Here is a 20,665-nt window from a genome sequence, read left to right as displayed (position 1 = left end):
AGTTCGAGGCGCATGCTCTCATGGCTCTGATCCCCGACTTCGACACATTCGCCAAAGCCTATGAGGCGGGCGAAAACCAGGTGGTCTACACGCGGCTTGCAGCCGATCTGGATACGCCCGTGTCTCTGATGCTGAAACTCACCGGCGCGCAGAAGGATGCCTTCATGCTGGAATCGGTGACCGGCGGCGAGGTGCGCGGGCGCTATTCCATCATCGGCATGAAGCCGGACCTGATCTGGCGTGCGCGGGGCGAACAGGCAGAGCTGAACCGGGCGGCCCGGTTTGACCCGGAGGGGTTTGAACCCCTGACGGGCAATCCGCTCGACACTTTGCGCGCGCTTCTGGCCGAAAGCCGGATCGACCTGCCGGATGATCTGCCGCAGGCAGCCGCAGGGCTGTTCGGCTATCTGGGCTATGACATGATCCGTCATGTGGAGCATCTGCCCAATGTGAATCCCGACCCGCTTGGCCTGCCGGATGCGGTGATGATCCGCCCCTCTGCGGTGGCAGTTCTGGACGGGGTCAAGGGCGAGGTCACGGTGGTCTCTCCCGCATGGGTCAGCGACGGGCAATCGGCGCGCGCAGCCTATGCGCAGGCCGCCGAACGGGTAATGGATGCGGTGCGCGATCTGGAACGCGCCATGCCCGCCGAAACCCGCGATCTGGGCGAGGCGCTGGAGGTCGGCCCGCCGGTGTCGAATTTCACCAAGGACGGCTATATGGCCGCCGTGGAGAAGGCCAAGGATTACATCCGCGCCGGGGACATCTTTCAGGTGGTGCCCGCGCAGCGCTGGACGCAGGATTTCCCGCAGCCACCCTTTGCGCTTTATCGCTCGCTCCGGCGCACCAACCCCTCGCCGTTCATGTTCTACTTCAATTTCGGCGGTTTCCAGGTGATCGGCGCCAGCCCAGAGATCCTCGTGCGGGTCTTTGGCGATGAGGTCACCATTCGCCCCATCGCAGGGACCCGTCCGCGCGGAGCCACCCCAGAAGAAGACAAGGCGCTGGAACAGGATCTGCTGGCTGACAAGAAAGAGCTGGCCGAGCATCTGATGCTCCTGGATCTGGGCCGCAATGACGTGGGCCGCGTCGCCAAGATCGGCACAGTGCGCCCCACCGAAGAGTTCATCATCGAGCGTTACAGCCATGTGATGCATATCGTCTCCAATGTTGTCGGCGAGCTGCACGAGGACAAAGACGTGCTGGATGCGTTTTTCGCCGGCATGCCAGCGGGCACCGTCTCTGGTGCGCCCAAGGTGCGCGCAATGGAGATCATCGACGAGCTGGAACCGGAAAAGCGCGGCATATATGGCGGCGGTGTCGGCTATTTCAGTGCCGGGGGCGACATGGATATGTGTATCGCCCTGCGCACTGCGATCGTGCAGGATCAGAAGCTTTATATTCAGGCAGGCGGCGGCGTGGTCTACGACAGCGACCCGGAATCTGAGTATATGGAGACCGTGCATAAATCCAATGCGATCCGGCGCGCGGCCGCGGATGCGGCACGCTTCACCGGCAACGGAAATCGTTGATCTGATTAGACATTCCAGACAAAAAAACGCTCCCGGAAATCTCCGCGGAGCGTTTTTTGTTTTATCATGAATAGCAGGTGCTGATTACTGCGAGATCGGGTCCAGAAGGCGTTTCAGGCTGGTGGACACGGGCACCAGCTCCACCCTGCTGGCGCGGTCCTGCAGCCCCCAGATCAACAGAGCAGAGATAGTGTCGGGTTTCAGTCGGCCCAGCATGATCACCGCGCCTTCCTGTCCGGACCGAAACGCGGCCTGATCGAGGAACCTGCGCATGGCGCGCGGATCCTGCCCTGCGCCGTCAAAGTCGCGGAACACCACACCGGCAGGGTTCCCATCGCGCAGCGCCATCTTCTGCACCGTGTTCAGACCGTTGTCCTGCAGCACCAACCCATAGCCGAGATCGGCGGCGATGGTGGCCACCTGATCGGCAAGTGGCCGGTTGCCCTGCACCCCGCCGTCGTTGCCTTCCAGCACACCGACCACTTCAGGCAGGCGATCAAACCAGACCGGCAGGGCAACTTCGGCGTCCTGCGGAGTCGCATCACGGGACAGATCCGCCAATACAAGCACCTCAAACCCTGCGGCGCGCCGGGCGGCCATGCGCTCCTCGGCCTGCGGATCGCTGGGATCGATGGCAAATGTCAGCGGATAGGGAAAGGCCTCTAAGGCCTCGGCCCCCACTGCGCCCTCTTCCTCAATCAGAATGATGGACATCAGCGGCAATCCCGGTGCGGGATCAGCCGGTTCCGCATTGCGCCGGAACGGCGGCTCCTGATCAGCCGTTGCAGTTTCCTGCGCCGCGTCCCGCTCGGTCAGCGGCAGGACGCGGGTGCCAATGCTGGGGCCTTCGTCCTCGGCTGTGTCGGTTCCGGCCTGCGGCAGCTCTGAAATGCTGAGGTCGAGGTCTTCGTCGTCGGACGCATTCTCGTCGCTGCCGACCTGCGGTGTGGGCGTTGGCTGCGGTGTCATCACGCTGGGCGGCGCGGTGATTTCTGGTGCCGCGTTGATCGTGGGCGGCTGGATCGCTGCCTCGTCAAGCTGAAGCGGTGCCTCACTGTTGCCGGAGGCGCCGTCCACAGCAGGAACATCAAGCTCCACATCGGGAGCCGCAAGCACGGGCTCCTCAGTGGGTGTTGGGGCGGGTGGCTGCGCGCTGTCCTCGACCACATCGGGCGACACATCCGCCGTCGGCGTATCCAGCCCATCGCCACCGGGCGTGGTCTCCACGGATGCATCAGATGCGACCTGAACATCCGGCGTTGTCCCGGCGCCCTCATCAGGGCTGATCTGTGCCGCGTCCTCATCTGGAACCGTCACCTCGGGGCGCGCTGCGGACTGCGTGTCGATCTGGTCCGGCGCATCATCGAGCAGGCCCGCATCCTGAGCCGGCGCCTCGGGCGCGGTCTCGACCAGATCCGCATCACTGCCGGGGGTGTCCTGTGGCGGCGTGGGTTCGACCCGTTTGGCAAGGATCGTTTCCGGTGTCTGATCCGAGACATGCACCACCTGCGGCAATGGTCTCGACAACGACCACACCGCCGCCCCTGCAACCGCGACCAGCGCCCCCACGCTTACGCCTCCCAGAAATCCTCGCATGCCTGTTTCGCCCTCTGTCCTGTGCCCGTGGTCTGACCTTCTGTGAGACGCCTGAACGCTGAACATCTGCCCCTCATGCCACCTGGCAATCCGGATGTGCCCTTGACGCTGCCGCGCATCCCTGAACATGTATGGTCCGTCACACTATACTGCGGCGCGGCCCCCGCCCGCCACCCATAAAAGAGCGTCCCAAGATGTTGCTGCTAATCGACAACTACGACTCCTTCACCTACAACCTCGTGCATTATCTTGGCGAGCTGGGCGCCGAGATCGAGGTCTGGCGAAACGATGCGTTGGATGTGCAGCAAGCCATGGCGATGAAGCCCGCCGGCATCCTGCTGAGCCCCGGCCCCTGCGATCCCGATCAGGCGGGCATCTGCCTCGCGCTGACCGAAGCGGCCGCCGAGACTCGCACGCCGCTGTTGGGCGTTTGCCTTGGTCATCAGACCATCGGTCAGTCCTTTGGCGGCAAGGTGGTGCGTTGTCATGAGATCGTGCACGGCAAGATGGGCAAGATGCATCACACCGACAAGGGCCTCTTCAAGGGGCTGCCTTCGCCGTTCGATGCCACCCGCTATCACTCGCTGGTGGTGGAGCGCGAGAGCTTTCCGGAGTGTCTGGAGATCACCGCAGAGCTGGAAGACGGCACCATCATGGGCCTGCAGCACAAAGAGCTGCCCATCCACGGCGTTCAGTTCCACCCGGAATCCATCGCCTCCGAGCATGGGCATGCGCTCCTGCAGAACTTCCTGAATGAGATGAAGGTCCCGGCATGAGTGATGCGCTGAAACCTCTGATCGGTCTGGCCGCAGATCGCGCCCTGACCCGTACCGAAGCCGAAACCGCCTTTGCCGCGCTGTTCAATGGCGAGGCCACGCCAAGCCAGATCGGCGGCCTTCTGATGGCCCTGCGCACCCGGGGCGAGACAGTGGATGAATATGCCGCCGCTGCCGCCGTGATGCGCGCCAAATGCAACAAGGTCACCGCGCCTGCAGGGTCGATGGACATTGTCGGCACCGGCGGTGATGGCAAGGGCACGCTCAATATCTCGACCGCGACGGCCTTCGTGGTGGCGGGCACGGGCGTGCCTGTGGCCAAACACGGCAATCGCAACCTGTCGTCCAAATCCGGTGCGGCAGATGCGCTGACCGAGATGGGCATTCAGGTCATGGTCGGCCCGAAAGTGGTTGAAAAATCACTGAAAGAAGCGGGCATCTGCTTCATGATGGCGCCGATGCATCACCCGGCGATTGCCCATGTGATGCCCACCCGCCAAGAGCTCGGCACACGGACGATCTTCAACATTCTCGGCCCCCTGACCAATCCGGCGGATGTCAAACGCCAACTGACGGGGGCGTTCACCCGCGACCTGATCCGCCCGATGGCAGAAACCCTGCAACAGCTCGGTTCGGAGAAGGCATGGCTGGTGCATGGGTCTGACGGCACCGACGAGCTGACCATCACCGGCGTCAGCTGGGTTGCAGGCCTCAATGAAGACGGCAGCATTTCCGAATTCGAGGTCCACCCGGAAGAAGCCGGCCTGCCCGAACATCCCTTCGAGGCGATCGTGGGCGGCACCCCTGCTGAGAATGCCGAGGCGTTTCGCGCGCTTTTGAACGGCGAACCCTCCGCCTATCGCGACGCCGTGCTGTTGAACTCCGCTGCCGCACAGGTGGTGGCGGGCACCGTGTCCTCGCTCAAGGAAGGGGCCGAGCGCGCCGCCGAAAGCATCGACAGCGGTGCGGCCCTTGGTAAGGTCACGGCGGTTGCACGGATCACCTCGGAGGCCAGCTAATGGCCGCGCGAGACCTCCACACAGACCCCCGACCCGCCGTCGGGGGCTGGGCGGACCTGCCGTTCTTTGACACACACTGGCCTGATATCGAAGCAAAGCTCGCAGCTGAGGCGCGTGAGATCCTACCGCCAGCACACCAGCGCTTTGCGGCGCTGGATCTGACCTCGCCAGAAGCCACCCGCGTGGTAATCCTCGGCCAGGACCCCTATCCCACACCGGGGCACGCCCATGGGCTGTCATTCTCGGTTGAACCGGATGTGACACCCCTACCCCGATCCCTGCGCAATATTTTTCAGGAGATGCGCGACGACATCGGCAGCAGCCCTGAAACCGGCGATCTGCGCCCATGGGCTGAACAAGGCGTGCTCCTGCTCAATACGGTGCTGTCGGTGCCTGCGGGTGATGCCAATGGCCATAAAAAACTGGGCTGGCAGGCGCTTGCGCATCAGGTGCTCGATCATAGCTCTCGCCGCCCGACGGCCTATGTCCTCTGGGGCAACCAGGCGCAGGCGCTTGAAAAACACATCCGTCCCGGCGATCACCTGATCCTGAAGACGGCCCATCCTTCGCCCCTGTCGGCGCGGCGCGGCTTTTTTGGATCGCGTCCGTTTACACGGATCAATGACTGGCTCTCCGCCCGCGGCGAGCCGCCCATCTCGTGGACAGCCCCACGGACCTATTCAGGGAGCCCCGCTGATGACTGAGACCATTCTGGACAAGATCAAAGCCTATAAGCTCGAAGAGATCGCCGCCGACAAGGCGGCCAAACCGCTTGCGGAGGTCGAGGCAGAGGCGCGTGCAGCCGATCCCGTGCGCGGCTTTGCCGACCGTCTGCAGCAGGCCACACACGAGGGCTACGGTCTGATTGCCGAGATCAAAAAAGCCAGCCCTTCCAAGGGTTTGATCCGCGCTGATTTCGACCCTGCCACCCTTGCGCAGGCCTATGCCGATGGCGGTGCCACCTGTCTGTCTGTGCTCACCGACACGCCGAGTTTTCAGGGTGCCAAGGAATTCCTTGTCGAGGCCCGCGCCGCCTGTGATCTTCCCTGCCTGCGCAAGGATTTCATGTATGACACCTATCAGGTCGCCGAGGCCCGCGCGCTTGGTGCCGATTGCATCCTGATCATTCTCGCATCCGTCTCGGACGAGCAGGCCGCAGAGCTGGAAGCCTGTGCCATCGAATGGGACATGGATGTGCTGCTGGAAGTCCATAACGAGGACGAGTTGAACCGTGCCAGCCATTTGAAATCACGGCTGATGGGCATCAACAACCGCAATCTCAACACCTTTGAGACCTCGCTGGACACCACCCGCCACCTGTCGCGTCTGGTTCCGCCAGAGCGGGCGATCGTCTGCGAGAGCGGTCTGAACACGCCCGAGGATCTCTCAGATATGGCCCGCTATGGTGCGCGCAGTTTCCTGATTGGCGAGAGCCTGATGCGTCAGGACGATGTGACCGCCGCCACCCGAGCGCTGCTCGCCAACCCGCTTGTTCCCGGCGTCTGAGGAGGCCTGCCCATGTCGCTCACACATTTTGACCAGAAGGGCGACGCCCATATGGTGGATGTCTCCGACAAGGATGTGACCGCACGCATTGCCGTGGCCGAGGGTCACATCAAGATGGCGCGCGAGACATTTGATATCATTACGGAAGGGCGCGCCAAGAAGGGCGATGTCTTGTCGGTTGCGCGGCTCGCTGGCATCATGGGTGCCAAGAAGACCTCCGAGCTGATCCCGCTATGCCATCCGCTGCCCATCACCAAAGTCACGGTCGAGTTGACGCTCGACCCTGATCTGCCCGGTGTACGTGTCGAAGGCACGGTCAAGACCACCGGCCAGACCGGCGTCGAGATGGAGGCGCTGACAGCGGTCTCCACCGCTTGCCTCACGGTCTATGACATGGCCAAGGCGGTGGACAAGGCCATGGAAATCGGCGGCATCCGCGTGCTGCTGAAGGACGGCGGCAAGTCCGGCCGCTACGAGGCCTGATCATGATCTCCGTCGCCGAGGCCCGCGCCGCCCTGCTTGATCTGGTCTCTCCCGTCGAGGTTGAAACTATTCCATTGGCGCAGGCGGCGGGCCGGGTGCTGGCAGAGCCTGTCACTGCCCGTCGTGATCAGCCGCCCTTTGATGCCTCCGCCATGGATGGCTATGCCGTGAACGCCGCCGAAGTTGAGCTTCACGCGATGTTCAAGGTCATTGGCGAGGCTGCGGCCGGGCATGGTTTTGAGGGCAGTGTCGGTGCTGGGCAAGCGGTGCGGATCTTTACCGGCGCGCCGGTGCCGGACGGCGCCGATTTTGTGGTCATTCAAGAGGATGTAGTACGCAAGGGCGACCTCATCACGATCAGCTACGATCCGGGCGATAGCGCCAATATCCGCGATCAGGGCCGCGACTTTCGCGCAGGTCAGACGGTCGACGCCCCGCGCCGCCTGCGCCCTGCGGATATCGCGCTTCTTGCGGCCATGAACATAGCCGAAGTCCCTGTGCGCCGCCGTCCCGTAGTGGCACTGATGTCCACCGGGGATGAGCTGGTCATGCCCGGAGAGGTTCCCGGTCCGGATCAGATCATTGTCTCCAATACCTTCGGCCTGAAGGCGATGTTCGAAGAGCACGGCGCCGAGGTCCGCATGCTGCCGATCGCCCGCGACACCGACGCCTCGCTGCGCACCGCCTTTGGTCTTGCGGCGGATGCGGATCTAGTGGTGACCATCGGCGGGGCCTCGGTGGGTGATCACGATCTGGTGGCGGGCGTTGCCGAAAGCCTCGGGTTGCAGCGCGCTTTCTACAAGGTGGCCATGCGCCCCGGCAAACCGCTGATGGCCGGTCGTTTTGGCACAGGCGCCATGGTGGGCCTGCCGGGCAATCCAGTCTCGGCGATGATCTGCGGTCGGGTCTTCGTGGTATCGATGCTGCAGGCCATGCTCGGCCTGTCGACTGCAGAAGAGGCACCCGCGCAAGCGTCGCTTGCGGTGGCACTCCCCGCCAATGGGCCACGCCAGCATTATATGCGTGCGACCTGGACCGATCAGGGATTGCAGGCCTTTGACAGCCAGGACAGTTCGCTCTTGTCGGTTCTGGCGCAGGCCGACGCACTGATCGTGCGCCCGCCTCATGACCCCGCGCGCAACATCGCGGACCAAGTGGAATACCTGCCCCTCTAAGGGAGCACTCCCGCGAAAATCCTGTTGGCGGCACGACTTGCCAGGGCTTTTTATGTTCCCCTTATGATCCGACCCGTTGACACAAAACGAGAACATGAATAGAACATGACTAAAGGTATCGTGCAGAGAGGCCAGCCATGCTGACGAAAAAACAGCTTCAGCTTTTGGAGTTCATTCATAAGCGTCTGCAAAAGGACGGCGTCCCGCCAAGCTTTGATGAAATGAAAGTAGCGCTGGATTTGCGCTCCAAGTCCGGTATCCACCGCCTGATCACGGCGCTGGAGGAACGCGGCTTTATTCGCCGCCTTGCCCACCGTGCCCGCGCGATTGAGGTGATCCGCTTGCCCGACAGTCTTGGCGGCGGTCAGGACAGTTTTGCACCGCAAGTGATCTCTGGCGGCAGGTCGGACTCTGCGCCAGAACCGGAGTTGAAACCCGCCCCGAATACCGGCGCCACCGAGCTCGCGGTCATGGGCCGTATCGCTGCCGGGGTACCGATCGAGGCGATCAGCCAAGCCTCCGCGCATGTGGCGGTCCCCAACGGGATGCTGTCCAGCTCGGGCGAGCATTTTGCACTCGAAGTGCGTGGCGATTCGATGATTGATGCGGGCATCAATGACGGTGACGTGGTGGTTATTCATGAAACCGCAGCGGCCGATAACGGCGATATCGTTGTGGCGCTTGTCGAAGGGCATGAAGCCACGCTGAAACGCTACGTGCGTAGTGGTCGCATGATCGAGCTTCAGGCAGCCAACCCCGCTTACCCAACGCAAACCTATGCTGAAGATCAGGTGAAGGTGCAGGGGCGTCTCGTTGGACTGATCCGCACTTACTGAGTATCTCGGGCCGCTTGTACTGTGCGGTCTTAGGCAAGCAATGGCTCCGATTTGATCGGGGCCTTTTTGCGTTGCGGGCCCCTTTGGTTCGGCATGTCCTCTCACTTAGTCCGATGCGGCGACCACAGACGTGGCGATTGTTGATGCGCGGCAATCATTTTCCCGCCGTCGAAATAGGCAATACTGCCGCTCGCGCGTAGCTGGGCCGGAGTGAGCCAGTCGCAGCCACCTTCGGGCCGATCAGCCGCAACTGTCAGCACGATGACTTCCTCTCGTAGACAGGTCGCCTTTAGCTGAGCCAACCCTGTCTTGCCGATCACATGGATAAACCGCCGCCCCTGCCACTCAAATGTCTGAACGCGCGCGGAGCTGTCACCCTGCCCGCGCGCAAAGGCGCGTTCCTGATCGACGCCATCGCCATCATTCTCCAGCCATATCCCGGCGACAAAGCTCTTGCCGCGCGCACGCGACAGGGCGCGGCCGTCCTGTGTCATCACTCCGATCAGGCCGCCATCCGCAGCGATCAGCACCTGCGGGCGTTGCGACTGCGGCCAGGCCAGCAGCGCAATGCAGACTGGCACCACGCCCAGCCAGCGAAGCCGTCCTTGCCACAGCAGGACCAGCAATGCGCCTGAGATCAGAACCGGAAGGATCCAGTCATCCGGCGCCACAACATAGCCGCGTGCCCCCGGCCATCGTGCGACTGTTTCGGCCACGGTGAGGATCCAGCCGATCCCTTGCGACATGATCCAGAACCCAACGCCGCTTGCCCCGATGGGCGCGAGGCAGATTGCAAGAACCGCGCCGGGCACCACCACTGCGCCCATGAACGGCACCGCTGCCAAATTCGCAATCAAGCCATAGTGCGAGACCATGTTGAAATGCGCCGCGCCAAAGGGCGCAGTTGCCAGTCCCGCAACAAGCGAGGACAGCACCAACCCCGCACACCAGCGCCATAAGGTCGTCCATGAGCCGCCGCGTCGCGCCGCAAAGAGCGGTTGCACTCCCCTGAACACCACGACAAGCGCCAAGGTTGCTGAGAAACTCATCTGAAACCCGGCGCTCAGCAGACTCTCCGGTCGACGCAAGAGCACCAGAATCGCTGCCAGTGCCACCGCCCGTACCGAAATGGCGCGGCGGTCCAGTACCACTGCGACCAACATGACGGCGACCATGAGAAAGGCCCGCTCGGTCGCGATATTCGCGCCAGACAGCAGCAAATAGCCAAAACTCGCCACCAACGCAAAAAGAGCTGCGATTTTCTTGATTGGCCAACGGAGTGCGATGATCGGCGACAATGCAAAAGCGCGGCGCAGACTGGCAAAGATCACCCCGGCGAACAGTCCCATATGAAGGCCGGATATTGCGAGCAGATGCGCCAGATTGCTGGCGCGCAACGCATCCGTGACAGCACGCGGCACATGGGCTCGATCACCAGTGATCAGCGCCGCACCGACACCGCCGGTCCGGTCGGGCATGGCACTGCGCACCCACTCAGACACCTGTGTGCGCAGCGTTGCGATGGGTAACGCCTCCGGCCTCTGCGTGCGCAGCACCGGCACGCGAGTATATCCGACAGCGCCGAGCTGCAGAAACCAGGCATGGCGACGAAAATCAAACCCACCGGGTTCCGCTGGCCCTTGCGGCGGGGATAGATGCGCCGTTGTCATGACCCAGTCCCCGGGCGCCGGCGCCGTGCCTTGCATCAGGGAGACCCGGACCCGCGCCGGGGTACGTGCCGGAGAGACATCATCCAGCCGCACATGTCGCAGCGTGATCCGCACCGCATCGGAGGCGGAGCGATCCACCGCGACGACCTGACCCTCAACCGCGCCATAGTATCGAAACGTCAGAACCGGCGCGCCAATCTGATGCGCCCGTTCGCCCATGTAGCTGAACCCAAGCCCCACCAGGATCAAGGCGGCAGCCAGCAAACCAAAACCGTCGCCCCGCCGCGCTGGCCATATGAGCAGGCCACACCCGAGAAGAACAATGCCATACTGTCGAAAATCAGGTTCTGCCGGGGCGATAAAATACAGGCCAATGCCAAGACCAAAGAACACCGGAACCCAAGGGAACAAATGCCCCCTCTGGGCCTGCAACACTGCATCTAGGGCGCTCAGGATGCGCACGCTTGCTCCCTGCCTTCTGGCTCGGTACACAGGCGACAAACGTAGGCCCTCCAAGGTTTCCAAAAGGTAAATGCCCCACATGTCCCAACCGGTCGTCACCCGCTTCGCCCCCTCTCCCACCGGCTTTCTGCACATCGGCGGCGCGCGCACCGCGCTGTTCAACTGGCTCTATGCCCGGGGCCGTGGCGGCAAGTTCCTGCTGCGGATCGAAGACACCGACCGGGCACGCTCCACACCCGAAGCCACCGCCGCCATTCTGCAGGGCATGGCTTGGCTGGGCCTGGATCACGACGGCGAAGTGGTGAGCCAGTTTGAGGGTGCAGCGCGCCACGCGGAGGTGGCCAATCAACTGCTGACCGAGGGCAAGGCCTACAAGTGTTTCTCCACGCAGGAAGAAATCGCCGCCTTCCGCGATGCCGCAAAGGCCGAAGGCAAATCGACCCTGTTTCAGTCCCCGTGGCGTGATACGCCCGCGTCTGAGCATCCTGACGCGCCCTATGTCATCCGCATCAAGGCACCGCGTGATGGCGACACCGTGATCCGGGATGAGGTGCAGGGCGATGTGACCATCAAAAATACGCAACTGGACGACATGATCCTGCTGCGCTCCGATGGCTCGCCTGTCTATATGCTGGCGGTGGTTGTGGACGATCACGACATGGGCGTGACCCATGTGATCCGGGGTGACGATCATCTCAATAATGCGGCGCGCCAGATGATGATCTATCAGGCGATGGGGTGGGACGTGCCGGTCTGGGCACATATTCCGCTCATTCATGGACCGGATGGTAAAAAATTGTCGAAGCGTCACGGGGCACTCGGGGCGCAGGAATACCAGGCGATGGGCTACCCGGCGGCGGGCATGCGCAACTACCTGGCGCGTCTTGGTTGGTCCCATGGGGATGACGAGTTCTTTACCGATGCACAGGCCAAAGAGTGGTTTGACCTCGGCGGAATCGGCAAAAGCCCGGCCCGATTTGACACCAAGAAATTGGAGAGCCTTTGCGGCCAACATATTGCAATTGCTGATGATGCTGCGTTGCGGCAGGAAATCGAAGCCTATCTTGCGGCTGCCGATCAGCCCGCTCTGAGTGACGTACAGTCACGCGGGCTCGAAGCTGCCATGCACTGCCTCAAGGACCGGGCGAAGACCTTCCCTGAACTCCTTGAAAAAGCGCATTTTGTGCTTGCTTCACGCCCATTGGAGCGGGATGCGAAGGCGGAAAAGGCACTTGATCCTGTATCCCTTGGTATACTGACTGAATTGACGCCGCATCTGCAAAATGCTAGCTGGTCGCGAGACGAACTTGAGGCCGCCCTGAATGAATTTGCCGCGGCCAAAGATACGAAGTTTGGCAAATTGGCTGGCCCCCTTCGGGCTGTGCTTGCAGGCCGCGCGGTAACGCCTTCGGTCTTCGATATGATGATTTGCCTGGGCCGGGATGAAACTCTGGCCCGGCTCAAGGACGTAACAGGCTGATTGCCCGCTGGGATCTGACGTTAAGATCTGGGTAAGCCCGTTCGGATAGGACTTCGCCTGCACTATAATCGGTGCGGGCGCCCCGCTGCGCGGGACGGGCCACCCGCCCTCTCTGCGCCTGTAACAGGAAGGGACATCTATGACCGACACACAGAAAACTGCCCAGCTCAGCCTGAATGGTGAGACTTACGAGCTTCCCATCTTCTCGCCGACGGCGGGGCCCGATGTTCTGGACATCCGCAAACTCTACGCTCAGGCGGGCGTCTTCACCTATGACCCGGGCTTCACCTCCACGGCGAGCTGTGACAGCACCATCACCTATATCGACGGCAACGAAGGCGTGCTGCTGCATCGTGGCTATCCGATCGACCAGCTGGCGGGGAAATCCCACTACCTGGAGGTCTGCTACCTGCTACTCTACGGTGAGCTGCCGACCGCGACCCAGCTTGAGGATTTTGAAACCCGTGTGACCCGTCACACCATGGTCCACGAGCAGATGCACAACTTCTTCCGCGGCTTCCGCCGTGATGCGCATCCGATGGCGACGATGGTTGGCGTGGTTGGTGCAATGTCCGCCTTCTACCACGACTCCACCGACATCGCAGATCCGTGGCAGCGTGAGGTCGCGGCAATTCGCCTGATCGCCAAGCTGCCCACCATTGCAGCGATGGCCTATAAATACTCCATCGGTCAGCCGTTTGTGTATCCGCGCAACGATCTGGATTACGCGGCGAATTTCCTGCACATGTGCTTCTCGGTTCCCGCGGAAGACTACAATGTCGACCCGATCCTCGCCCGTGCCATGGACCGGATCTTCACCCTGCATGCGGACCACGAGCAGAACGCATCGACCTCGACCGTGCGTCTGGCCTCCTCGTCCGGGGCCAACCCGTTTGCCTGTATCGCAGCTGGCATCGCCTGCCTCTGGGGTCCTGCACACGGTGGCGCCAACCAGGCCTGCCTGGAGATGCTCAAGGAAATTGGTTCGGTCGAGAATATTCCGGAGTATATCGAACGCGCCAAGGACAAGAACGATCCGTTCCGTCTGATGGGCTTTGGTCACCGCGTTTACAAGAACACCGACCCGCGCGCCAAGGTGCTGAAGCAATCCGCCGATGAGGTTCTCGAACTGCTGGGTGTCGAAGACAACCCGCTCCTGCAGGTCGCCAAGGAGCTGGAGCGCACAGCGCTGAACGACCCTTACTTCATTGAGAAGAAGCTGTTCCCGAACGTCGACTTCTACTCGGGTATCATCCTCGAGGCGATGGGCTTCCCGACCTCCATGTTCACGCCGATCTTTGCGCTGTCGCGCACCGTCGGCTGGATCTCCCAGTGGAAAGAAATGATCGGCGACCCTCAGAACAAGATCGGCCGTCCGCGTCAGCTCTATCTGGGTGAAACGCCGCGCAATTACGTGGATATCGAAAACCGCTAAGTTCGGTTTCTTTGATTTGCCAAGACCCCGTCCGGCTTTCCGGGCGGGGTTTTTCTGTGCTGCCCCCTGTTCCAGCTAAAATGGTCGCGCCTAGAATGTTCGCCGCAAAAACAGGTCGGCCGCCATTGTTGTGAAAACGGAAACTTTGAGTTTTCCTAAATGAAGCATTAAATTGACCCTTTTTTGGTTTTTTGCAGTAAACAGATCGTAAATTTGAGGGTCCAAACCAGGGACTCAATTCCGTATTTCGATTTTGGCTTGGTGCCTCAATCGTACTCATGAGGTAGTACAATGTTGCTGATGGCATTGATTGGATCGCTGGCCGTTGTTGGCGCCTTCGTCGCGTTTGACGGCGATGATGATGGAAACAACGACGACGTTGGCACCGGTGATGATCCCGTTGAAAAAGTGGACGTCAACACTGCGTTGCTCGGTACGGATGACACTGATCTCGTGTTCGGGACCGACGACTCAGACCAGATCTCGCTTGGTGACGGCGATGACAGAGGCTTTGGTGGCGCGGGCGACGATACAATCAACGGTGACGCCGGCGCAGATGCGCTTTGGGGCAACGAAGGGTCGGACGACCTTTACGGCAACGACGGAACCGATGACATGTATGGTGGCTCCGGTGACGACTTCATCTCGGGCGGTGCCGGCGCTGACATCCAGGAAGGCGGCGCTGGCAATGACCGGATGACCGGCGGCAGCGGTCTGGACGTCATGATGGGCGGCGACGATGACGATGTCATGAACGGCAGCCTTGGCCAGGATTACCTGCAGGGTGACGCGGGCGACGACAGCCTGAATGGCGGCTACGGCAGCGACGGGCTGCATGGTGGGATCGGATCCGATACGCTGGACGGTGGCGCGGGCAACGACCTTCTGAATGGCGGCACAACTGAGCTTGACCCCAGCCGTTCCTCCCCGATCACCTTGCGCCAGGACTTCCTTGAGGGCGAGCGCGTCAATACCGTCGGCGATCAAAGCTATCGCATCGTGGATGATGGAAACCGCGATGTGCTGATTGGCGGCGACGGCGATGATCGGTTGATTGGTGGTGCCGGTGACGAACTGACCGGCGGCGACGGGGATGACCGCTTCGAGGTTGGCTACTGGCTGGAGGCCGGAGACCGCGCGACCATCAACGACTTCAACGTGGATGAAGACGTGATGCTCTATCGCTACGCGGGCGATGTCGCGCCCGAATTGGCACATGACACCGTGCTCAACTCCGATGGCACCACCGATGTGGAAGTCACCGCCAATGGCGAGGTCGTGGCCTATCTTGAGAATGTCGGTGACGGTTTTGATCCCGAAAGCCACCTGATCCTGCGTCAGAGCACGGCGGCCTGATCGCACGGGCACCATATGTGCTTGGAATGACAAAAGCCGCTCCGGTTGGAGCGGCTTTTTTAGTGGCCTGCAACGATGCGCGCTGTCAGCGCCCTTCGAAATCCGGCTTGCGCTTTTCAACAAAAGCGGTGACGCCTTCCATAAAGTCACGACTACGGCCCAGCTCCCCTTGCAGATGCGCCTCCAGCGACAACTGATCCGGCAGGCTGTTGCCCGTCGACTGACGCAGCGCCTGCTTGATGGCGCCAAAGGCCATTGAGGGGCCGGTGGCCAGATAGGTGGCGCGCGCTTTCCAATGGGCTTCGAACTCCGCATCCGGGATCGCTTCCCAGATCATGCCCCAATCGCTCGCCTGACGGGCCGAGATCTTGTCGGCAAACAAGGCCGCGCCCATCGCCTTGGCCAGCCCCATTTGACGCGGCAGGAACCAGCTGCCCCCCGCATCCGGCATCAGACCGATCTTGGCAAAGGCCTGCAGAAAGTAGGCGCTCTCCGTGGCAATCACCACATCCGCCGCCAGCGCAAGGTTGGCCCCTGCCCCCGCAGCCGGTCCGTTTACCGCCGAAATCGTCGGCACGGGGCAATCGTAGATCGCCTCCAACATCGGGGTATATTCATCGCGCAGGGTACGCTCCAGATCAATTTGACTGCCACCGGAGGACGCGTCCTTGAGATCCTGACCGGTACAGAACGCGCTGCCCGCCCCAGTGAGCACCACCGCCCGCGCCTCGGTGGCGGCGGACTTCATCGCATGGGTGATTTCCGCCCGCATCTGGCTGGTCAGCGCATTCATGCTCTGCGGGCGGTTCAACGTGACGGTCGCCAGCCCGTTGTCGAGAGAATACTGGATGTCGCGGTAGTCCATGCGTGAAATGTCCCTGTTCGATTTATACGCATGTTGACCTAAGCATCCGGGGGCGAAAAGACAAACGCCGCGTCAGGCAATATCGGGATTTTCCCGCGTTTTCCGGCGTGCCTCAAGGTCTGCCATCAGCGCCAGCCCATGCGGATCCATCGCCCGCTCGACCCTGGCATAGTTGGAGCCGTCGCGGTCACGGGTCAAAAGCTGCATCTCGACCAGGCTGCGCCGGACCTGAGCCGCGTCCCGAAACAGGGTTTCCTCGTCGATCAGGGCGCTGATTTCGCGCTCGCTCCAGCTCTGGCGCGCGGGCAGTCGCGCCCAGATCACCCAGAGGCACAGCTCGCGCACGCCGCGTTTGGTCGGCCAGCTCTGCCAGCGTCCGCGCTCGTCGAAATAGCGTGCCGCGCGCTCGATCCGCTTGCGGTCGATTTCCGGGCCGGGCGGGTTCTGGCTGCGCAGCTGTTGAAAATTGCGGTAGCCCGCCGCGCGCGCCACATGGTTCAGCATTTCCACATGGCCGGGGCTTTCGGGAAGCTTGGCACGCAGCTGTTTGGCAAAATCCGACACATCGGGAATGGTCAGACGGATCACATCCTTGGACATCATGTCCTCCGTTTTCAGGATGCCGGACATGGCCTGCGCCATGCGGATGTCCGCCCTTGTCCAGAGGCACCCCGATTGGGAGTCCAATGACCTCAGAAAACTCGCAGGTTTAGCGCGTGGCGGAGCCTTGGTGAACTGCGGACCAAACCCTGCATAGCAAATCCCGCAGATCCCGGCAATCCATCACCCGCATGCACACGGGCGCACTCACTCGTCGAGAATTTCTTTCAGCCGCGCCTGCTCGGTCTCGCTCAGCCCACGGTCTTCCGGCGCACCACCCGCAACAGAGCGTTTGCGCAGATACATCAGTGCCACCGCCAGGGCCAGCACCAGCATCATCGGCCCCGCGGCCCAAAGCAGCCAATTGGCCCCGCGTGTGGTCGGCTTCAGCAGCACATATTCACCGTAGCGATCCACGATGAAATCCATCGCCTCATCATTGCTGTCGCCCGCAACCAGTCGCTCGCGCACCAGCAGCCGCAGATCGCGGGCCAGATCGGCGTTGGACTCGTCGATGTTCTCATTGCGACAGACCAGACAGCGCAGCCCTTTGGAGAGGTCGCGCGCCCGTTCTTCCAGCACCGGATCCTCCAGCACCTCGTCCGGCTGCACCGCAAGCGCGGGCGTCATCGACAGCAGCAGTACCGCCATTACGGCCTTGAACATGCGGATCATTCTGCCGGCGCCCCCTGTGCGGTGGTCTTCTTCGCCCCGGCGGCAACGCGGAAACGGCGGTCCGAAAGGCTCAGCAGGCCGCCAAGCGCCATCAGCAGGCAGCCGCCCCAGATCCAGTTGGCAAAGGGCTTGATATAGGTGCGCATGGTAAAGCCACCGCCCGCCTGCGCATCGCCGATCACCACGTAGAGATCACGGGTGAAGCGGTAATCGATTGCCGCCTCGGTGGTGGGCATCTGCGCCACCGGGTAGACGCGCTTTTCCGGGCGCAGGGTCGCGATGTCGCGTCCGTTGCGGGTCACCTCGACCACGCCCATTGTGGTAAAGTAGTTGGGGCCGCGCCCCTCCTCCACATCGGTCAAAACCATCTGGTAAGGGCCGACATCGAAGGGCTCGTTGAGGTTGGCCACCCGGATGTCCTCGGTCTGCCATGCGGTCAGGCCCGCGATCGCAAAGATCGTCACGCCCATGCCCGCATGTGCAACTGATTTGCCCCAGTCGGCCCGTGGCAGCCGCATCAAGCGTGCCAGCTTGTCTGATCGTCCAGCGCGCTGCCACAGATCCATCGCGGCCCCGCTGACGATCCAGGCGCCCAACAAGGCGCCCACCGGCCCCAGCAGGCTCTTGTCGGCTTGCATCGCCCAGATCAGCCCCGCAAGCGCCAGCGACAGAGCCGCCGCATAACGCAGCCTCCAGAGCGTCTTGCCAAATTTCGCGCGCTTCCACGGCAATACCGACCCCACAGGCAACAACAGCCCGAGTGCCACCATGAAGGGCGGGAAAGCCGCGTTGAAGAACGGCGCCCCAACCGACAGTTTCCGGTCAAAGGCCATCTCGGCCACCACCGGCCATAGAGTGCCGACAAAGACCACGAAGCAGCTCACTGCAAGCAACAGGTTGTTGGCCACCAGCGCGCTTTCCCGGCTGACCATGGAGAACACGCCCTTGGCCTCCATCGCCTGTGCCCGCTGCGCAAACAGCGCCAATGCACCGCCGGTAAAGAACGCCATGATTGCCAGAATCACCACGCCGCGTTCCGGGTCATTGGCGAACGCATGCACCGAGGTCAGCAAGCCGGAGCGCACGATGAACGTGCCGATCAGCGAGAAGCCAAAGGCGAGGATCGCCAGCAGGATGGTCCAGCTTTTAAGGCTCTCGCGCTTTTCCACCACGATAGCCGAATGCAGCAGCGCGGCGGACAGCAGCCACGGCATGAAGGAGGCATTCTCCACCGGGTCCCAGAACCAGAAACCGCCCCAGCCAAGTTCGTAATAGGCCCACCAGGACCCGAGCGCGATGCCGATGGTCAGGAAGATCCAGGCCGCCAGGGTCCAGGGCCGCACCCAACGGCCCCACGCGGCATCCACGCGGCCCTCGATCAGGGCAGCAACCGCAAAGGAAAACGCCATCGAGAGGCCAACATAGCCGAGGTAGAGAAACGGCGGGTGAAACGCGAGACCGGGATCCTGCAACAGTGGGTTCAGATCCTGCCCGTCAAACGGCGGATTTCCAAGCCGCAGGAAGGGGTTGGAGGTAAACAAGATAAACCCGAAAAAGGCCACACCGATGGAGGCCTGCACACTCAGCACGCGCGCCTTGAGCGTTGGCGGCAGCCCGCCGCCCCAGATCGAGGCCGCAGCGCCAAACAGGCTGACGATCAGCACCCAGAGCAGCATGGAGCCTTCGTGGTTCCCCCACGTACCGGAGATCTTGTAGAGCATCGGCTTGGCGGAATGGCTGTTGAGCGTCACCAACCGCACCGAGAAATCCGAGGTCACAAAGGCCCAGGTCAGCGCGCCAAAGGAAAAGGCGGTGAACAGGAACTGTGCCTGTGCGGCGGGTTCCGCCACCGCCATCCATCCGGGCCAGCGTTTATGCGCACCGATCAGGGGCACGACCGTCTGCACGATGGCGATCATGAAGGCAAGGATGAGGGCGAAGTGACCGAGTTCTGTAATCATACCTATTTCTATATCCGCGACGCCCGCCCACGCCAATCACATTTGCCCGCGTCCCGCCGCCGCAGGCAGATGCGGTTCACGCGTCGCGCTCTTGATGCCATTCGGCCAGGGCCGGATTGCTATGACTTTGGTTTTCCTTTGTATTTGCAGAGCCTTGCGCGACATCTCCAAGCTGTTCAATGTTATGAACCGCCTGTGGCACCCGCGCGAGGCTGCGCGCGATGCCTTCTTGAAAGGCCTGCGTCTTGGCCTGACTGCGTGCTCCGAAATAGAATGACACAACAATCCCCAGAAGCCACCACAGAGGTTCCGGCACCAAGGCGATGCCCTGCATGCGTGCGGCGAACCACAGCGGGTCTACCATCGCCGCGACCATAAGCCCCAGCGTGCCGAGCGCCAGCATCGGGCGTGGCAGCCGGTTCACCCCGTCGATAAACCGATCAAAGCCGCTCTTGTGCGTGCCCGAAAATTCCGCCGCGAATTGTGCCAATGCGGCGCCCTGAAGGTCATGGGCGCGCACGGCGGCCTGTTCGCTGTTTTCGCGAAACACCTCGACGGTCTCGCGGATCACATTGCGGCGATTGCCAAAGAGCATCTCCCAAAGCGTTGACAACATGAAACCTCCTCAGCGCCAGTTGGCCGTGCGGGATTGAAACTCTTCCGTGCTCAGGTGGTAGCGCGGGGCGATGAATTCCTCGGCACGGCGTATCCAGCCGCCCTTGCCGCCCGCCCGCGTGCGGGCATACTTGCGACTGCGCGGACGACGGTCGGCAAGGTCGAAGTAGTAGTTGCGCCGGGCGATCCCGTAGGCGTTGACCAGCGCCTCCATGTTGATGCGCCCTGCTGCCTGTGTCGCCTTGGCGGTTTGCGGTCCCATCGCCCCGTCGACCGCAACGTCATATCCCATGTCGCACAAGAGCCGCTGAAGGATGCGCACCGCGTTTGCGCCCGCATTGACATGCATATCAAACACGCTGGCCTGTAGTGGTTCGGGCAGCAGATGCAGGCGTGGGCGACGAAAATACTCGCGCAGGAAAATCGCTTCTGCCTCGCTTGGCTCCACCGCTTTGACGTCGCGCGTGTCAATCTGAGCGTCGCCGGTCAGATCCAGGCCAAGCCGTCGCAGGGTGTGAATGGTCACGCCATGATTGCTCGCCCCCCCGGGATCATCAGGGTCATTCACATAGCCGCCTTCGCGGGCGACGATCTCTCGGGCGATCTGGGCCACATCCATGCCG

The 20,665-nt window shown here is 62.1% G+C and carries 19 protein-coding genes; 11 read left to right on the top strand and 8 right to left on the bottom strand.

Features of this window, described 5'->3' with window-relative positions; genetic code table 11:
• Positions 1–20: 20 nt before the first annotated feature.
• Positions 21–1,532, top strand: coding sequence for an anthranilate synthase component I (gene trpE, locus CLV89_RS10380; protein ID WP_106163594.1), 1,512 nt, complete (start codon positions 21–23; stop codon positions 1,530–1,532).
• Positions 1,533–1,616: 84 nt separating this feature from the next.
• On the opposite strand, the gene CLV89_RS10375 is transcribed toward trpE, so the two are convergent.
• Positions 1,617–3,128, bottom strand: coding sequence for a divergent polysaccharide deacetylase family protein (locus tag CLV89_RS10375; protein ID WP_106163593.1), 1,512 nt, complete (start codon positions 3,126–3,128; stop codon positions 1,617–1,619).
• Between the two features lie 194 nt (positions 3,129–3,322).
• On the opposite strand from CLV89_RS10375, the gene CLV89_RS10370 reads away from it, so the two are divergent.
• From CLV89_RS10370 to lexA, 7 genes are all read left to right on the top strand, one after another.
• On the top strand, positions 3,323–3,904 hold the full coding sequence (locus CLV89_RS10370) for an anthranilate synthase component II (protein WP_106163592.1): 582 nt from the start codon (positions 3,323–3,325) through the stop codon (positions 3,902–3,904).
• Entirely contained in the window at positions 3,901–4,923 is a 1,023-nt protein-coding gene (trpD, locus tag CLV89_RS10365) for an anthranilate phosphoribosyltransferase (RefSeq protein WP_106163591.1), read from the top strand. The genes CLV89_RS10370 and trpD overlap by 4 nt, the downstream gene beginning before the upstream one ends.
• Positions 4,923–5,627: a uracil-DNA glycosylase gene (locus tag CLV89_RS10360; protein ID WP_106163590.1), complete on the top strand. Its 705-nt coding sequence runs from the start codon at positions 4,923–4,925 to the stop codon at positions 5,625–5,627. The genes trpD and CLV89_RS10360 overlap by 1 nt, the downstream gene beginning before the upstream one ends.
• Positions 5,620–6,429: an indole-3-glycerol phosphate synthase TrpC gene (trpC, locus tag CLV89_RS10355; RefSeq protein ID WP_106163589.1), complete on the top strand. Its 810-nt coding sequence runs from the start codon at positions 5,620–5,622 to the stop codon at positions 6,427–6,429. Before CLV89_RS10360 ends, trpC begins: the two co-directional genes overlap by 8 nt.
• 12 nt (positions 6,430–6,441) lie before the next feature.
• Positions 6,442–6,912 (top strand): cyclic pyranopterin monophosphate synthase MoaC, encoded by a 471-nt coding sequence (gene moaC / locus CLV89_RS10350; RefSeq protein ID WP_106163588.1) that lies wholly within the window; start codon positions 6,442–6,444, stop codon positions 6,910–6,912.
• Between the two features lie 2 nt (positions 6,913–6,914).
• A complete protein-coding gene (locus CLV89_RS10345) occupies positions 6,915–8,087 on the top strand; it encodes a molybdopterin molybdotransferase MoeA (protein ID WP_106163587.1) in 1,173 nt (390 codons plus the stop codon).
• A 137-nt stretch (positions 8,088–8,224) separates the two neighbouring features.
• Positions 8,225–8,923, top strand: coding sequence for a transcriptional repressor LexA (lexA, locus tag CLV89_RS10340; RefSeq protein ID WP_106163586.1), 699 nt, complete (start codon positions 8,225–8,227; stop codon positions 8,921–8,923).
• A 101-nt stretch (positions 8,924–9,024) separates the two neighbouring features.
• Here the strand turns inward: lexA and CLV89_RS10335 are convergent, their stop codons facing one another.
• Positions 9,025–11,055, bottom strand: a complete 2,031-nt coding sequence (locus CLV89_RS10335; RefSeq protein ID WP_243394983.1) for a ComEC/Rec2 family competence protein — start codon at positions 11,053–11,055, stop codon at positions 9,025–9,027.
• Between the two features lie 79 nt (positions 11,056–11,134).
• On the opposite strand from CLV89_RS10335, the gene gltX reads away from it, so the two are divergent.
• The 3 genes from gltX (at position 11,135) to CLV89_RS10320 (ending at position 15,326) form a co-directional block, all read left to right on the top strand.
• Complete coding sequence (gene gltX / locus CLV89_RS10330; protein ID WP_106163732.1) at positions 11,135–12,535, top strand: glutamate--tRNA ligase; 1,401 nt, start codon at positions 11,135–11,137, stop codon at positions 12,533–12,535.
• A gap of 139 nt (positions 12,536–12,674) precedes the next feature.
• Positions 12,675–13,970, top strand: a complete 1,296-nt coding sequence (gene gltA, locus CLV89_RS10325) for a citrate synthase (protein ID WP_106163584.1) — start codon at positions 12,675–12,677, stop codon at positions 13,968–13,970.
• Positions 13,971–14,261: 291 nt separating this feature from the next.
• A complete protein-coding gene (locus CLV89_RS10320; protein ID WP_106163583.1) occupies positions 14,262–15,326 on the top strand; it encodes a calcium-binding protein in 1,065 nt (354 codons plus the stop codon).
• 85 nt (positions 15,327–15,411) lie between these two features.
• Here CLV89_RS10320 and CLV89_RS10315 read toward each other — a convergent pair whose 3' ends face one another.
• The 6 genes from CLV89_RS10315 to CLV89_RS10290 form a co-directional block, all read right to left on the bottom strand.
• Positions 15,412–16,191 carry an enoyl-CoA hydratase-related protein gene (locus tag CLV89_RS10315; RefSeq protein WP_106163582.1) on the bottom strand — a complete coding sequence of 260 codons (780 nt, stop codon included), beginning with the start codon at positions 16,189–16,191 and terminating at the stop codon, positions 15,412–15,414.
• A gap of 72 nt (positions 16,192–16,263) precedes the next feature.
• On the bottom strand, positions 16,264–16,833 hold the full coding sequence (locus CLV89_RS10310) for a DUF2087 domain-containing protein (RefSeq protein ID WP_243394982.1): 570 nt from the start codon (positions 16,831–16,833) through the stop codon (positions 16,264–16,266).
• A 165-nt stretch (positions 16,834–16,998) separates the two neighbouring features.
• Complete coding sequence (locus tag CLV89_RS10305) at positions 16,999–17,466, bottom strand: cytochrome c-type biogenesis protein (RefSeq protein WP_106163581.1); 468 nt, start codon at positions 17,464–17,466, stop codon at positions 16,999–17,001.
• A complete protein-coding gene (locus CLV89_RS10300) occupies positions 17,463–19,427 on the bottom strand; it encodes a heme lyase CcmF/NrfE family subunit (RefSeq protein WP_106163580.1) in 1,965 nt (654 codons plus the stop codon). Before CLV89_RS10300 ends, CLV89_RS10305 begins: the two co-directional genes overlap by 4 nt.
• Before the next feature lie 76 nt (positions 19,428–19,503).
• Positions 19,504–20,043 carry a holin family protein gene (locus CLV89_RS10295; protein ID WP_106163579.1) on the bottom strand — a complete coding sequence of 180 codons (540 nt, stop codon included), beginning with the start codon at positions 20,041–20,043 and terminating at the stop codon, positions 19,504–19,506.
• Positions 20,044–20,052: 9 nt separating this feature from the next.
• Positions 20,053–20,661, bottom strand: coding sequence for a holin-associated N-acetylmuramidase (locus tag CLV89_RS10290; protein ID WP_106163578.1), 609 nt, complete (start codon positions 20,659–20,661; stop codon positions 20,053–20,055).
• Positions 20,662–20,665: the final 4 nt, after the last annotated feature.

This window comes from Tritonibacter scottomollicae, from assembly GCF_003003215.1.
GTDB lineage: Bacteria > Pseudomonadota > Alphaproteobacteria > Rhodobacterales > Rhodobacteraceae > Epibacterium > Epibacterium scottomollicae.
This window is presented reverse-complemented; position numbering and strand designations above follow the sequence as displayed.

Coding starts and splice junctions, on each gene's coding strand:
- trpE (WP_106163594.1), top strand. CDS start 21: ATGGCTCTGATCCCCGACTTCGACACATTCGCCAAAGCCTATGAGGCG.
- CLV89_RS10375 (WP_106163593.1), bottom strand. CDS start 3,128: ATGCGAGGATTTCTGGGAGGCGTAAGCGTGGGGGCGCTGGTCGCGGTT.
- CLV89_RS10370 (WP_106163592.1), top strand. CDS start 3,323: ATGTTGCTGCTAATCGACAACTACGACTCCTTCACCTACAACCTCGTG.
- trpD (WP_106163591.1), top strand. CDS start 3,901: ATGAGTGATGCGCTGAAACCTCTGATCGGTCTGGCCGCAGATCGCGCC.
- CLV89_RS10360 (WP_106163590.1), top strand. CDS start 4,923: ATGGCCGCGCGAGACCTCCACACAGACCCCCGACCCGCCGTCGGGGGC.
- trpC (WP_106163589.1), top strand. CDS start 5,620: ATGACTGAGACCATTCTGGACAAGATCAAAGCCTATAAGCTCGAAGAG.
- moaC (WP_106163588.1), top strand. CDS start 6,442: ATGTCGCTCACACATTTTGACCAGAAGGGCGACGCCCATATGGTGGAT.
- CLV89_RS10345 (WP_106163587.1), top strand. CDS start 6,915: ATGATCTCCGTCGCCGAGGCCCGCGCCGCCCTGCTTGATCTGGTCTCT.
- lexA (WP_106163586.1), top strand. CDS start 8,225: ATGCTGACGAAAAAACAGCTTCAGCTTTTGGAGTTCATTCATAAGCGT.
- gltX (WP_106163732.1), top strand. CDS start 11,135: ATGTCCCAACCGGTCGTCACCCGCTTCGCCCCCTCTCCCACCGGCTTT.
- gltA (WP_106163584.1), top strand. CDS start 12,675: ATGACCGACACACAGAAAACTGCCCAGCTCAGCCTGAATGGTGAGACT.
- CLV89_RS10320 (WP_106163583.1), top strand. CDS start 14,262: ATGTTGCTGATGGCATTGATTGGATCGCTGGCCGTTGTTGGCGCCTTC.
- CLV89_RS10315 (WP_106163582.1), bottom strand. CDS start 16,191: ATGGACTACCGCGACATCCAGTATTCTCTCGACAACGGGCTGGCGACC.
- CLV89_RS10310 (WP_243394982.1), bottom strand. CDS start 16,833: ATGGCGCAGGCCATGTCCGGCATCCTGAAAACGGAGGACATGATGTCC.
- CLV89_RS10305 (WP_106163581.1), bottom strand. CDS start 17,466: ATGATCCGCATGTTCAAGGCCGTAATGGCGGTACTGCTGCTGTCGATG.
- CLV89_RS10300 (WP_106163580.1), bottom strand. CDS start 19,427: ATGATTACAGAACTCGGTCACTTCGCCCTCATCCTTGCCTTCATGATC.
- CLV89_RS10295 (WP_106163579.1), bottom strand. CDS start 20,043: ATGTTGTCAACGCTTTGGGAGATGCTCTTTGGCAATCGCCGCAATGTG.
- CLV89_RS10290 (WP_106163578.1), bottom strand. CDS start 20,661: ATGGATGTGGCCCAGATCGCCCGAGAGATCGTCGCCCGCGAAGGCGGC.